The organism is Burkholderia sp. RS01, from assembly GCF_039748055.1.
GTDB lineage: Bacteria > Actinomycetota > Actinomycetes > Actinomycetales > Micrococcaceae > Arthrobacter.
Genome location: NZ_JBDLAK010000018.1, coordinates 31,113 through 44,856, shown reverse-complemented (window position 1 = coordinate 44,856; position 13,744 = coordinate 31,113). Strand labels below are relative to the sequence as shown.

11 protein-coding genes are annotated in these 13,744 nt (G+C 65.5%); all 11 read left to right on the top strand.

All coding sequences use genetic code 11. The annotated features are described in order from the left end of the window. The first annotated feature begins 24 nt into the window (after nt 1-24). Nucleotides 25-1,251, top strand: coding sequence for a DNA polymerase IV (gene dinB, locus ABFP37_RS16375; protein WP_078028975.1), 1,227 nt, complete (start codon nt 25-27; stop codon nt 1,249-1,251). 298 nt (nt 1,252-1,549) lie between these two features. Continuing rightward, on the top strand, nt 1,550-1,921 hold the full coding sequence (locus tag ABFP37_RS16370) for a DUF3040 domain-containing protein (RefSeq protein WP_078028974.1): 372 nt from the start codon (nt 1,550-1,552) through the stop codon (nt 1,919-1,921). A gap of 438 nt (nt 1,922-2,359) precedes the next feature. Then, nucleotides 2,360-2,788, top strand: coding sequence for a division/cell wall cluster transcriptional repressor MraZ (mraZ, locus tag ABFP37_RS16365; RefSeq protein WP_347034192.1), 429 nt, complete (start codon nt 2,360-2,362; stop codon nt 2,786-2,788). Nucleotides 2,789-2,953: 165 nt separating this feature from the next. Next, the gene (gene rsmH / locus ABFP37_RS16360) at nt 2,954-3,952 is read left to right on the top strand and encodes a 16S rRNA (cytosine(1402)-N(4))-methyltransferase RsmH (protein WP_347034191.1); all 999 of its coding nucleotides are present in this window, start codon (nt 2,954-2,956) and stop codon (nt 3,950-3,952) included. Beyond that, the gene (locus tag ABFP37_RS16355; protein ID WP_347034190.1) at nt 3,949-4,578 is read left to right on the top strand and encodes a hypothetical protein; all 630 of its coding nucleotides are present in this window, start codon (nt 3,949-3,951) and stop codon (nt 4,576-4,578) included. The genes rsmH and ABFP37_RS16355 overlap by 4 nt, the downstream gene beginning before the upstream one ends. A gap of 44 nt (nt 4,579-4,622) precedes the next feature. Then, nucleotides 4,623-6,431 carry a penicillin-binding protein 2 gene (locus tag ABFP37_RS16350; RefSeq protein WP_347034189.1) on the top strand — a complete coding sequence of 603 codons (1,809 nt, stop codon included), beginning with the start codon at nt 4,623-4,625 and terminating at the stop codon, nt 6,429-6,431. Between the two features lie 106 nt (nt 6,432-6,537). Continuing rightward, nucleotides 6,538-8,223, top strand: coding sequence for a UDP-N-acetylmuramoyl-L-alanyl-D-glutamate--2,6-diaminopimelate ligase (locus ABFP37_RS16345; protein WP_078028970.1), 1,686 nt, complete (start codon nt 6,538-6,540; stop codon nt 8,221-8,223). Between the two features lie 6 nt (nt 8,224-8,229). After that, the gene (gene murF / locus ABFP37_RS16340) at nt 8,230-9,699 is read left to right on the top strand and encodes a UDP-N-acetylmuramoyl-tripeptide--D-alanyl-D-alanine ligase (protein ID WP_078028969.1); all 1,470 of its coding nucleotides are present in this window, start codon (nt 8,230-8,232) and stop codon (nt 9,697-9,699) included. Beyond that, nucleotides 9,696-10,805 carry a phospho-N-acetylmuramoyl-pentapeptide-transferase gene (gene mraY / locus ABFP37_RS16335; protein ID WP_078028968.1) on the top strand — a complete coding sequence of 370 codons (1,110 nt, stop codon included), beginning with the start codon at nt 9,696-9,698 and terminating at the stop codon, nt 10,803-10,805. Before murF ends, mraY begins: the two co-directional genes overlap by 4 nt. Then, complete coding sequence (murD, locus tag ABFP37_RS16330) at nt 10,802-12,391, top strand: UDP-N-acetylmuramoyl-L-alanine--D-glutamate ligase (RefSeq protein WP_347034188.1); 1,590 nt, start codon at nt 10,802-10,804, stop codon at nt 12,389-12,391. Before mraY ends, murD begins: the two co-directional genes overlap by 4 nt. Nucleotides 12,392-12,393: 2 nt before the next feature. Further along, complete coding sequence (gene ftsW, locus ABFP37_RS16325) at nt 12,394-13,734, top strand: putative lipid II flippase FtsW (RefSeq protein ID WP_078028966.1); 1,341 nt, start codon at nt 12,394-12,396, stop codon at nt 13,732-13,734. The last annotated feature ends 10 nt before the right edge of the window (nt 13,735-13,744 follow it).

The window sequence follows — 13,744 nt, the reverse complement described above, 5'->3', positions numbered from 1 at the left end:
GTAGCAGGGCATAGGATTGCAGATGTGGGGCCGGACCAGGACAAAGAGCAAATAGAAGCGCGTCTTCGCGACCTCCGGCGCAGCAGCATTATGCACGTGGACATGGACGCCTTCTTCGTCTCCGTCGAACTGCGGGGACGCCCGGAATTGCGCGGCAAACCGGTCATCGTGGGTTATCCGGCGGACCGCTCCGTGGTGCTGTCGGCGTCCTATGAAGCCCGGGCTTTCGGCGTCAAGTCCGCGATGCCGATGGTGATTGCCCACCGCCTGTGCCCCCAGGCCGTGATTATTGAGCCCCGGCATAAGCTCTACTACGAGGTCTCCGGCCAGCTGATGTCCATTTTCGAGTCGATCACGGAGCTCGTTGAGCCCGTGAGCGTGGATGAGGCGTTCCTCGATGTCGGCGGTGCGATCCGGAGGCTCGGCACGCCGCTGCAGATCGGGGAGCTGGTCCGGATCAGGGTCTCCAGGGAACTGGGAATCACAGCCTCCGTGGGGGTCGCGGCCAGCAAGTTCGTGGCCAAGATCGCCTCCACAAGGTGCAAACCGGACGGCATTTTGCTGATCCGGCCCGAGCAGACCGTTCCGTATCTGCACAGCCTCCCCGTCAACGCACTCTGGGGCGTAGGTGCGAAGACCGCGGACGTCCTTGCCAGGATGGGAATCCGCACCGTGGCCGATGTCGCCGCGACGCCCGTCTCGTCCCTCAAGAAGGTGCTGGGCGCTGGTGGCGAACATGTCCACCGGCTGGCGTGGGGGATTGATCCGCGCGTCGTGACTCCCGTGCGGCTTGAGAAAAGCATTGGAGCCGAGGAGACCTTCGCGGTGGACACCGCCGACGACGCCCTCCTCCACCGGGAACTCCTGCGCCTTTGCCACAGGACAGCCGAACGCCTGCGCGCGTCCGGCCTGGTGGCGCGCACTGTTGCCCTCAAGCTGCGCTACGCCGATTTCTCGACCGTGACGCGGAGCCGGACGGTCCACACGCCGCTGGACAGCGCGCAGCTCCTCTACGCTGTGGCCGTGCAATTGCTGGAGTCGCTGGGTGAGCGGTCCATGACCGTCCGGCTCGTGGGTGTGCGTGCCGAGCAACTCGAGGCGGCGGCCCAGACCTCGCTCCAGCTGAGCTTTGACCGGCGTGACGACAACTGGCGTGCCGCGGAGCAGGCGCTGGACAGGGTGACGGAGAAATTCGGCAGTAAATCAGTGCTGCCGGCCCGCCTCCTGGACCCGGGGAGCGGCACGCGCTGAGCCGGCTCCCCGCCAGGTGCGGGAACAGCAACTTTTGCCGGGATTTCAAGGTCAAATCGGGTTGCGGTCCGTGAACAGCGTCTTTCAGATCAGCGCCTAACAAACTATCCTTAGATATACAAAGATTTCGAACGTCTGGACATGTGTGGATCAACTGACCCGCCCGCGTCCGTATGCTTGGATCCATGGATCTGCCAATGTCGGGAGGCCGGGAACCTGTACAGCATGCCGGTCGTTGACGTGGCAGAAAGAACTGGTCCCGATCAGTCCGGACGTTGGCCTACTTAAGGAGGTCGTGATGCCGCTCTCGGAGCACGAACAGAAGCTGCTCGAGCAACTCGAGAGGCAACTGCATGAGGACGATCCCAAGTTTGCCAATTCCATGGGCTCGGATCCGGGCCGCACATGGTCTACCAGGCACATTGTGATCGGTGTGCTGGCCACGCTGGCGGGAGTGTTGCTCCTCCTCGTGGGCGTTTCCCTGCAGAACATCTTCGTTGGTGTCCTCGGATTTGTCGTCATGGGAGCCGGGGTCTACTTTGCCACGATGCGCAGCGCTGCGGCGGGCAAGGCAAAGACCTCCGGACGGGGCAAGAAGTCCAAGGGCAAGAGTTCCTTCATGAACAGCCTCGAAGAGCGCTGGGACGAAAGGCGCCGCGGGGAGCCCTGAGCTTATCCGCGCTCCACTTCCCACCACCTCCACTTCGCACCACCTCGATTTCTGCGCCGCCTCCACTTAGCGCCACCGGTTCACGACCAGGCCCGAACAAAGACCCGCTCCCGGCGGGTCTTTTGTTTTTAACCCCGGAATTCCGGCCCTGGACTGCCGCAGTGCCCGGCACCCGAATCCGTCCGTTTCCGGGCCCATGGCTGTGGAAATGAAAGGCTCCGGTCGTGGCTGACGCTTCCGTGCGGGCCGGCAATTTTCCCTCCACTTCCCACCCCCGCGAAAAACCCTTGATATTTAGCGGAATAAGTTTGTCCAAGCCTCAGAGAAACGTCCGTGTTGCGTTGACTGTGGGGAGAAGTGGAGTAAAGTGGAGCGCGTAAGAGGGTAGTGGCAGCGCGGGGGTTGTTCGGCTTCTGACGGCAGACGGGCGGTGGGGACGTGTTCCTGGGGACACACTCGCCGCGTCTGGACGAAAAGGGGCGGATCATTCTTCCCGCCAAGTTCCGTGAGGAGCTTGCCGGCGGACTTGTTCTCACGCGAGGTCAGGAGCGCTGCATCTACGTCTTCAGCGAGCAGGAATTCGCGAGGGTTCACGAGCAGATCCGGGAGGCTCCCATCTCCAACAAGCAAGCTCGTGACTACATCCGGGTCTTTCTCTCTGGAGCCTCGGACGAGGTGCCTGACAAGCAGGGGCGCGTGACTATTCCTCCCGCGCTCCGGGAGTACGCAGGGCTTGGCAGGGAGTTGGCGGTGATCGGTGCCGGCACCCGCGCTGAGATCTGGGACGCCCAGGCCTGGACTGTGTACCTGGCGGAGAAGGAAACCTCCTTCTCCGAAACCGACAACCCCATTGCCGGCATTCTCTAGGATGCCGGCACGAAATATCGCAACCTGTTTCTTGGACGAGATCTCCAGCCGCCCATCCACACGACTTCCTGGCTCACTTCCCCGGAGCCAGGCAGCCATGAGGATAGGCGCGGATGGGGATCTGGCTCAAGAAACCACACGAGGCGCTCAAGGAAGGACGAAGGTATGAACGAACACGACCAGGCCAAACCTAAGTCCGAACGCCATGTGCCGGTCCTGAAGGACCGGTGCATTAATCTGTTGGCGCCGGGATTCGAAGCAGCACGCCAGAGGGGCGAGACCCCGGTGGCCATCGACGCCACGCTGGGAATGGGCGGACATGCCGAAGCTATGCTCCAGCGCTTCCCGGACCTCCACCTGATCGGCATCGACAGGGACGAAGAAGCGCTGGCCCTCGCCGGTGAGCGGCTCAAGCCCTTCGCCGCCCGCACCGACCTTGTCCATGCCGTCTACGACGAAATCGCCGACGTCCTCGAGGACCTCGGCGTTCCGGAGGTCCACGGCATCCTGATGGACCTCGGCGTCTCCTCCCTTCAGCTCGATGAGCGTGAGCGGGGCTTCGCCTACTCATTCGACGCGCCCCTGGACATGCGGATGGACACCAGCCGCGGGCAGACGGCGGCGGACGTCGTCAACAACTACAGCGAAGAAGACCTGGTCAGGATCATCCGCAAGTGGGGCGAGGAGAAGTTCGCCGGCCGCATCGCCAACCGGATTGTCGCGGCCCGGGCCGTGAAGCCCTTCGCCACCACCGGCGAGCTGGTGGAACAAATCCGGGCAGTTGTTCCGGCGGGGGCCGCCAAATCCGGAGGCCACCCGGCGAAGCGGACGTTCCAGGCGCTCCGGATCGAGGTCAACGAAGAACTCGAGGTCCTCGAGCGCGCGGTCCCGGCGGCGGTTGAAGCCATCGCCCTGGGCGGCCGGATCGTCGTCATGTCCTACCACTCCCTGGAGGACAAGATCGTTAAAAGCGTCTTCCAGGCGCGTTCCAAGTCGTCAGCTCCGCTCGGATTCCCGGTGGAGCTCGAAGAGCACAAAGCCGAACTCAAGACCCTGACCAAAGGCACCGAGGTGCCTACCGCCGTCGAGATCGCGGAGAATTCGCGCGCAGCTTCAGCCCGGCTGCGCGCCGTGGAACGCATCAGAGCCAGGAGAGCCGCATGAGCACCGCAGCTGTCAAGAACCTCACCCTCACCTCCGGCCCCGGCGTTCAGGAGGAAAGCGCGCGCAAGGCGCGGACCCCGCTCTCGCTGGTCCGCTCGATGCCCAAGAAGCGCCGTGCCCCCTTCGTGGTTCTCTGCTTTGGGATGCTCGCAGTGGCGCTCATGGCGGTCCTGGTGCTCAACATCTCCGTGTCCACGGCCCAGTACCAGCTCGTGAAGCTCCGCAGCGAGCAGACGGCGCTCACGAAGCAGAACCAGGATCTGACACAGCAGGTCCAAAACTTCGAGGCTCCCCAGAATCTCGCGGCCAAGGCCTCAGAATTGGGAATGGTTGCTTCCACCGGCAAAGGCCAGATTGATCTGTCCACACTGACTGTCAGCGGAAAGGCCAAGCCGGCGGTCAAGGGCGACTCCGCAGGTGCCGTGATCGCCGCCCCGGCAGTCCCGGGCCAGTTGAACGTTGTCCCGCCGGCAAGCACCAAGGATCCGCTGGAAAGCAGGCGGCCCGCGGGCAGCGACAAGGCTGCGGCTCCGGTGGCGGCGGCCCCGGCGGCCGCAAAGAAGCCAGCGGCGGTCCTCAACGGAGGCACCATTCCGGCGCCGGAACAAAAAGCACCGGGGCAGTAACTGGTACGGGCGCGGCGACCAGCCGGCAAGGCAAGCAGTAAGGGATGATCGTGGCGCAAGGCACCGGCAAGGCAGGCAGGCAGAAAGTCCCGAACGCCACCAAGAGGCTCCGTCTCGGCCTGAGCATCATGCTGGCGCTGCTCCTCGTGGTCGGCGGAAAACTCTTCCTGGTCCAGGGCCTCGACGTCGGCGGCATGGCTGAAGCTGCCCTTGATAACCGGCTGCGTCCCACCGTCCTCCCCGCCGAGCGCGGCAGCATTGTCGATGCAAACGGAACGGTACTGGCCAACAGTGTCATCCGCTACAACATCACTGTTGACCAGTCCGTCAACACCAAGACGGAATCCTTCAAACGGCTTGAGACGGTGAACGGCAAGGAAGAGCTGGTGACGGTATCCCGGGACCAGGGGATTTCCGAGCTCGCCGATGTCCTGGGAATGGACGCCCAGGACGTCCGGAAGGCCGTCACGGGCGAACGCACCTACTACGTCGTGGCCAAGGACCTCAAGCCGGACGTCGAGGACCGCGTCTCCAACTTGCAGATCCCCGGCATTTTCTCCGAGGGAACCAGCAAGCGCGTCTACCCCAACGGTTCGGTGGCCGGCGGCATCGTGGGCTTCCTGGAGAACGGCACCACGGGCCAGGCCGGACTGGAACAGACCCAGGACGAAATCCTGAGGGGCACCCCCGGCAAGCGCCTGTTTGAGATCGGCGCCGACGGCCTCCGCATCCCCGTGGGAGTGGACCAGCTGACACCGGCGCAGGACGGCAAGGACGTCAAACTCACCCTGAACTCCGATATCCAGTACTTCGCGCAGCAGGCGATCCAGAGCCAGGCGGACAAGCTCAGCGCCGAATGGGGCGTCATCATCGTCTCCGACGTGAAGACCGGGAACATCATTGCCATGGCCGATACCAACGCCCCCGATCCCAACGATCCCGGCAAGGTGGCGGCCAAGGACCGCGGCGTGCGGTCCGTGACCGCAGCGTACGAGCCCGGATCCGTGGAGAAGCCACTCACAACCGCCGCGCTGATCCAGGAAGGCAAGTCCAGCCCGCTGGACACCTTCACGATCCCGCCGTCCCTGGTGATTGACGGACAGCAATTCGATGACGCGTTTTCCCACGGAACAGAGAAACGGACCCTCGCTGGCATCATCGGCTACTCCATGAACACCGGAACCGTGATGGCGGGCAGCCGCCTGACCAGGGACCAGCGGCATGACTGGCTGCAGAAGTTCGGCATCGGGGAGGCGCCGGACATCGGACTTCCCGCTGAAGCCAAAGGCATCCTGACTCCGGCGGCGCAGTGGGATGACCGGCAGCAGTACACTGTCCTGTTTGGCCAGGGCGTATCCCAGTCGACGTTGCAGACCGTGCGTGCGTACCAGACAATTGCCAACGACGGCGTCATGCTGCAGCCCCGGCTTATCGACAGCTACATCAGTCCGGACGGCAGCGAAGAGAAAGTAGCGGCCAAACCGTCCCGCCAGATCGTCTCCAAAAACACAGCCAAACAGGTCCGGGACATGCTTGAAAGCGCCGTGACCGAGGGCGAAATCAAGGAAGCGGCCCTCGACGGTTACCGGGTCGGTGCCAAGACGGGAACATCCGAATCGCCATGCGACGACGGAACAGCCGGGTTCTGCGGCTACACCGCTTCTATCCTGGGAATGGCGCCCATGGACGATCCGCGGTTTATTGTTGAGGTGGTCCTGCAGCGGCCCAAGGGGTCCATTTACGGAATCACCAACGGGCCTGTGTTCCGCTCGGTCATGAGCCAGGTACTGCGGACGTACAACGTTCCGCCGTCCACCGGCGAACCGGTCAGACTGCCGCAGTACGCCAAGTAGCACGCCCGCTAAACCAAGTAGCACGCCCGCTAAACAAAGACCGCGGCGCACCTGAACAAACCGTTCTGTCGTGTCCGTTGGTCCACTAGTACCAACGGAGATCCACTTGTCAGAGCACAATGCCCCCGGCACTGCCGATGCCCCGGACGGAGAGGAGTCCGTCAGCGGATTCCGGCCCACGGCCGTCGCCGCAGTCGAGCTGGGTGCCATCGGACGGTCGGTCGGCGTCACAGTGGCCGGAGCCTCGGCGTCAGTCCCCGTTACCGGCATCTCGCTCAATTCGCGCGCTGTGGAGCCGGGAGACCTGTACGTCGCATTGCCGGGTGCGGCCCGCCACGGCGCCGACTTCGCCACTCCGGCGATCGAGGCCGGCGCGGTTGCCGTCCTGACTGACGACGCCGGCGCCCGGCTCCTGGCGTTGTCGCCGGATATCTCCGTGCCCGTGCTCGTGGTGGACAAGCCACGCGCCGTGGTGGGGCGGCTTTCCGCGCTGATCTACCGGAGCCAGGCTGCCGACAGCGCTTCCCCCGCGCTCTTCGGCGTCACCGGCACCAATGGCAAGACGACCACGACATACTTTCTCAACGCCCTGCTGCAGGCACTGGGCAAGAAGACCGGGCTGATCGGCACCATAGAGATTGTGGCTGGGGGGAAACCGATTCCCAGCCTCCTCACCACGCCTGAGTCCACCGACGTCCACGCGCTGCTCGCCCTCATGCGGGAACGGGGCCTGGACGCAGCGTCCATGGAAGTGTCCTCGCACGCCGTGTCCTTCCGCCGCGTGGACGCCGTCGTCTTCGACGTCGTCGGATTCACCAACCTGACCCAGGACCACCTGGACCTGCACGGCACCATGGACGACTACTTCCGGACCAAGGCTGAGCTCTTCACGCCGGAGCGCGCCCGGGCTGCCGTCGTGACGGTCGACGACGAATGGGGCCGCCGCCTCGCCGCCGAGGCGAAGCTCCCGGTCACCACCCTCGCCACCACCCTTCAGCCGGGCGGCCGGCAGGCAGGCACCGTGGAGGCGCCCGACACCGACTGGACAGACGCCGACTGGACAGTGGCCGATCCGCGGCCCAGGGGCCTTGGCACGGAATTCACCCTCCGCGGCAGGACCGGGACGGAGCTGCGCGTCCACACCGGGCTGCCCGGCGCGTTCAATGTCTCCAACGCCGCGCTGGCCCTTGCCATGGTGCTGGCAGGCGGTGCGGACGCGGCAGAAGTCCAGGCCGCGCTGGACGCCAGCGACCCCTTCACCGTAGCCGTGCCGGGCAGGATGCAGCTCGTCTCCGCAAAGCCCGCAGCCGTGGTGGACTTTGCGCACAACCCCGATGCCTTGGCGCGTGCCCTCGAGGCCGTCAGGTCCCCGGACCCGGCCGCCAAGGTCATAGTGGTCTTCGGCGCCACCGGACAGCGCGACCAGGGGAAGCGGCCGGCCATGGGAGCCATCGCTGCCCGGCTTGCCGACGTCGTGATCATCAGCGACGACGATCCCCACGATGAGGACGCCGCGGCGATCCGCGCGGACGTCCTGGTGGGAGCCACGGACGCCAAAGAGGCAGAGCAGCTCGATTGCCGCATTATGGAGGTCTTCCCCCGCGACGCCGCAATCCGCGAGGCCGTGGAACTGGCGGCGCCGGAGGACACCATCCTCATAGCCGGGCGCGGACACGAAGTGTGGCAGGAGGTCAAGGGAGTCAACCTTGCCCTCGACGACAGGGTGGAACTCCGGAACGCCTTGACGGCACGAGGATTCACCGTTCTTGGCGACGACCGGATAGAGTCCTAGACCGACATGATTGCACTAACTGCGGCGGAAATCGCCGAAATCACCAACGGCCGGCTGCTTGCCGACCCCGACGTCACTCCGGGATCCGTGGTGACCGACTCGCGCGAGGCCATCGGCGGGTCGCTGTACGTGGCCAAGCCGGGCGAGCACGCCGACGGGCACGCGTTCGTGGGCGCGGCGTTCGACAAGGGCGCCGTGCTGGCCCTTGCCGAACGCGAAATCGCCGACGGCGCCGGGCAGACGTATCCGTCGGTGATCGTCGACGACGCCGTACTGGCCATGGGCGCCCTGGCAGCGGAGCAGGTCCGGCGGATCCGGGCGCGCCGCGAGGCATCCGGCGAACAGTTCACGGTCATCGGCATCACCGGTTCCGCGGGCAAAACCACCACGAAGGACCTGCTGGCCGGGATCCTTTCCACGGAAGCCAAGACGGTGTCGCCGCACGGGTCGTACAACGGTGAAGTGGGCGTTCCCCTCACCGTGTTCCAGGCAGGCTTCGAGACCCGCTTCCTTGTCATTGAAATGGGCGCCACGGGCATCGGGCATATCCGGTACCTGGCGAACATGGTCGCCCCCGAGATCGGCGTCGTGCTCGGCGTGGGAACGGCACATGCCGGCGAATTCGGCGGCGTTGAGAATATTGCGGCAGCCAAGGGCGAACTCGTGGAAGCCCTGGACCCCGCCGGCACCGCCGTGTTGAACCTGGACGATCCGCGGGTTGCGGCCATGGCGGTGCGCACGTCTGCCACAGTTCTGGGCTTCTCTGCCCGGAACGCCGCCGCCCAAGGACCGACCGTCCGTGCAGAACACCTGGACACGAACGCGTCCGGCCACCCCGAGTTCGACCTTGAACTGCCGGGGGAGGAGGCTGTCCGGGTGAGCAGCCGGCTCATCGGAGAGCACCACGTCTCAAACCTGCTCGCCGCGGCAGCCGCCGCCCACGCTGCCGGCATCCCGGCCGCACGCATCGGCGCGTCACTCAGCTCGCAGTCAGCCGCCAGCCGGTGGCGCATGGAACGGACCGAGCGGCCCGACGGCGTCACCGTCATCAACGACGCATACAACGCCAACCCGGAATCCATGCGGGCGGCACTCCGGACCCTGGCCGACCTTGGCCGGGGACGCCGGACCTGGGCCGTGCTCGGAGCGATGCTCGAACTTGGCGAGGACTCCATCCGCGAGCACACCGCCGTGGGCACCCAGGTGGTCCGGCTCAACATCTCACGCCTGGTGGTAGTGGGGCGCGAGGCTCGTTCGCTCTACGTATCAGCCGTCCAGGAAGGGTCCTGGGGTGACGAATGCGTCTTTGCCGAGAACGCGGACGAAGCGTATGACCTGCTCCAGGAACAGCTCGAACCCGGTGACCTGGTGCTCTTCAAATCCTCGAACAGCGTCGGACTTCGCCATTTGGGCGATCGGATAGCATTACCCCCACAAAACCCCGCAACTGCCAACGAAGGGAGCGAGCTGCTGTGATTGCACTACTTATCGGCGCTGGCCTGGCCCTGCTGATGGCATTGGTAGGAACTCCGCTGTTCATCCGGCTGCTGGTCCGCAAGGGCTACGGCCAGTTCATCCGCGATGACGGCCCCACGTCACACCACACAAAGCGCGGCACCCCCACCATGGGCGGCGCCGTCGTTGTGGGGGCGGTCCTGGCCAGCTACGGACTGACACACCTCATCATGTGGCTCCTGAACCCCGGATCGGCCGGCCCGTCGGTGTCCGCCCTGCTTCTCCTGTTCCTCATGGTGGGCATGGGCCTGGTCGGCTTCCTCGACGACTTCATCAAGATCTCGCGCCAGCGCAGCCTCGGCCTGGACGCCAAGGCCAAGCTGATCCTCCAGGCCGCCGTGGGCGTCATCTTCGCCGTGCTGGCCCTGTACTTCCCGGACCCGGACGGACTCTCGCCGGCGTCCACCAAGATTTCCCTGGTCCGCGACATCCCGTGGCTTGACCTCGCCTTCGGCGGCTCGGTGCTCGGCGCGATCCTCTTTGTGCTGTGGTCCAACCTGATCGTCACCGCCGCGACAAACGGCGTCAACCTCACCGACGGACTGGACGGACTGGCCGCGGGCGCCGCCGTGATGGTCTTCGGCGCCTACACGCTGATGGGCATCTGGCAGAGCAACCAGGCGTGTGGTTCGCCCCGCCAGGCCGGGAGCGGCTGTTATTCCGTGCGGGACCCGCTGGACCTCGCGCTGCTTGCCGCCATTATGAGCGCGGCCCTCGTCGGCTTCCTCTGGTGGAACACGTCGCCCGCCAAGATCTTCATGGGCGACACCGGATCCCTGGCCATTGGCGGGGCCATCGCCGGGTTCGCCATCCTGTCGCGCACCGAACTGCTGCTCGCCTTCATCGGTGGCCTGTTCGTCCTCATCACGCTCTCCGTCATCATCCAGGTGGGCTATTTCAAGGTCACCAAGGGCAAGAGATTCTTCAAAATGGCCCCGTTGCAGCACCACTTCGAACTCAAGGGCTGGGCGGAGGTCACCGTGGTGGTCCGGTTCTGGATACTGGCCGGACTGTTTGTGGCCGCGGGCCTGGGCATCTTCTACGCAGAATGGGTGGTCCTGCTGTGAGCAGCAACGCACCGGGCGCCGGCCACGCCGCCGCCGACAGGCTCAAGGACCTCGTCAGCTGGGACTCGGACTGGGCCGGACTCCGCGTGGTGGTCACCGGAATCGGCGTCTCAGGCTTCGCAGCTGCGGACACGCTGATCGAGCTCGGAGCCCGTGTGGTGGTGGTGGACGCCTCCGCGACCGACATTGCCACCGCCAAAGCGGACACGCTCAAAATCGTCGGAGCCGTGGACGCGCTGCTGGGCGAAAGCGCGGTCGGATCCGTTCCGAAGATCGACGGCGTGAAGCCGGACCTCATCGTGACGTCGCCCGGCTGGCGGCCGGACCAGGCTCTGCTGGCGGCCGCCAAGCGTGCGCACATCCCGGTGTGGGGCGACGTCGAACTCGCCTGGCGCGTGCGGGTCCGCGAGGGCCGCAAGACGGCGGACTGGCTGACCATCACGGGCACGAATGGCAAGACGACGACCGTCGGCCTGACCGAATCGATGCTGCGCGCAGCCGGGCTCAAGGCACTGGCCGTCGGAAACGTCGGAACGCCCATCCTCGACGCCCTTCGGGATCCGGTCGAATACGACGTCCTGGCAGTGGAGCTTTCCAGCTTCCAGCTGCACTGGTGCGAATCCGTGTCCGCCGTGGCGAGCGTCTGCCTCAACGTGGCCGAGGACCACGTGGACTGGCACGGCTCCTACACCTCGTACCTCGCCGACAAGGCAAAGATCTACGAACATACCCAGAAAGCCTGCATCTACAACGCCGAGCAGATCGAAACCGAGCGCATGGTGGAGGACGCCGACGTTGTGGAAGGCTGCCGCGCAGTCGGCTTCACCACGCTCACCCCGGCCATCAGCATGCTGGGCGTCGTCGAAGGCCTGCTGGTGGACCGGGCGTTCATCGCCGAGCGCAAGGACAGCGCCGCCGAGCTGGCGTCGATGTCGGATCTCGGACCGGTGGCTCCGCGCCACATGGTGGCCAACGCCCTGGCGGCCGCCGGGCTGGTGCGGGCCTACGGCCTCAAGCCCGAGCACGTCAGGCAGGGACTGCAGGCCTACATTCCGGGAAATCACCGCATCCAGCCCGTGGCCAGGCAGGACGGCGTGCTCTGGATCAACGACTCAAAAGCCACGAATCCGCACGCGGCGGCTGCATCGCTCTCCGCCTTCGACCCGGTGGTCTGGATCGCCGGCGGCCTGTCCAAAGGCGTCAACTACGACGAACTCGTCCGTGAGAACGCTGGGCGGCTCAAGGGAGTGGTGCTCATCGGCACCGACACGGCGTCACTGGAAGACTCCCTGCAGCGACACGCTCCCGATGTCCCCGTCATACGGCCGGCCACGGGCCACACTGAAATGGTGCAGCCTGCCGGAACCGGACCTGACGCCGCCCCGGCTTCGCCAGAGACCGGTGAGGACGTGATGGCACGGGCCGTCGCTTCGGCGGCGCAGCTGGCCACCTCGGGTGACACTGTGCTCATGGCCCCGGCGGCTGCTTCCATGGATCAGTTCTCTTCCTATGCTCACCGTGGCGACGCCTTCATCGAAGCAGTCCGCGAGCTCGTGGAAGGGCAGGCCCAGACCGGCAAGGAGTAAGAATGGTCAGCACGCCCACACGTCCCGCGGCCGCCAAGACGCGAACCGCAGGCACGGCTCGTGGGACCGCCGTGACGACTGCCGGCAAAGGCCCGGGGCAGAAGCCTCCGGCCGTTGCCAGGCTGCTGCGCTGGTACCGTTCGTTCTGGTCCGCGCTCGAGGGAACCGGAAAGTCGCGCAACGGCTCCACGTACTACCTCATCCTTGGCACCACCCTCGCCCTGACGGCCATCGGCATCATGATGGTGCTCTCGGCGTCCAGCGTGGAGGCCATCGCCGCAGGGGAGTCCCCCTACACGGCGGCCCTCAAGCAGGGACTGTTCGCGGGGATCGGCATCTTCCTGATGTTCATGCTGTCCCGGATCAACGTGGTCTGGCTGAAGCGCCTCGCGTGGCCCGGTATCATGCTCGCGTACGGCCTGCTCGGGCTGGTCCTGCTCATCGGCACCACCGTAAACGGCAACAAGAACTGGATCGAGGTCGGCCCGTTCTTCACACTGCAGCCGTCCGAGGCGGCCAAGCTTGCCCTGGCGCTGTGGATGGCTACAGTGCTGGCCAAAAAAGGCCGGCTCCTCCAGCGCTGGCAGCATGCCGTCATACCGGTGGTCCCGCTCGCACTGGGCATCATCGGACTGGTTCTTGCCGGCAACGACCTCGGCACCGGCATGATCATCATGATGATCATGGCCGCCGCCCTGTTTTTCGCCGGCGTGCGCCTTTACCTGTTCGGCTTCGCCGCGATCGCCGGCATCGCGGCCACCGCCGTCATGGCCATGACCAGCTCGAACCGAATGTGCCGCATTACCTCGTGGTGGACGGGGCAGTCCTGCGGCGACGGCACCGACGCCAATTACCAGTCGACCAACGGCTTGTACGGCCTGGCCTCCGGCGGCTGGTTCGGCGTCGGGCTGGGGCAGAGCCGCCAGAAGTACAGCTGGATCCCGGAAGCGCACAACGACTTCATCTTCGCCATCATCGGCGAGGAACTCGGGCTGGTGGGGACCGTCGTCGTACTGATTCTCTTCGCCATCCTGGGCGCCGCGATCTACCGCGTGGTGGTGGCGCAGGAGGACCTGTTCCACCGGGTCCTCGCGGGCACCATCATGGTGTGGCTGCTGGGCCAGGCCACGGTCAACATGGCGGTGGTCACGGGGCTCGTCCCGGTGATCGGTGTTCCGCTGCCGTTCATTTCCTACGGCGGCTCGGCCCTGCTCATGTCGCTCTGCGCAATCGGCGTAGTGTTGTCACTGGCCCGGGTCCAGATGGCGCCCAGCATGAGGCCCCGGAAAATGCTGGGCCCGCTCCGGATGCCCGGACGCAAGAAACCCCGTACGAAAGCGTAAACAGCACCTG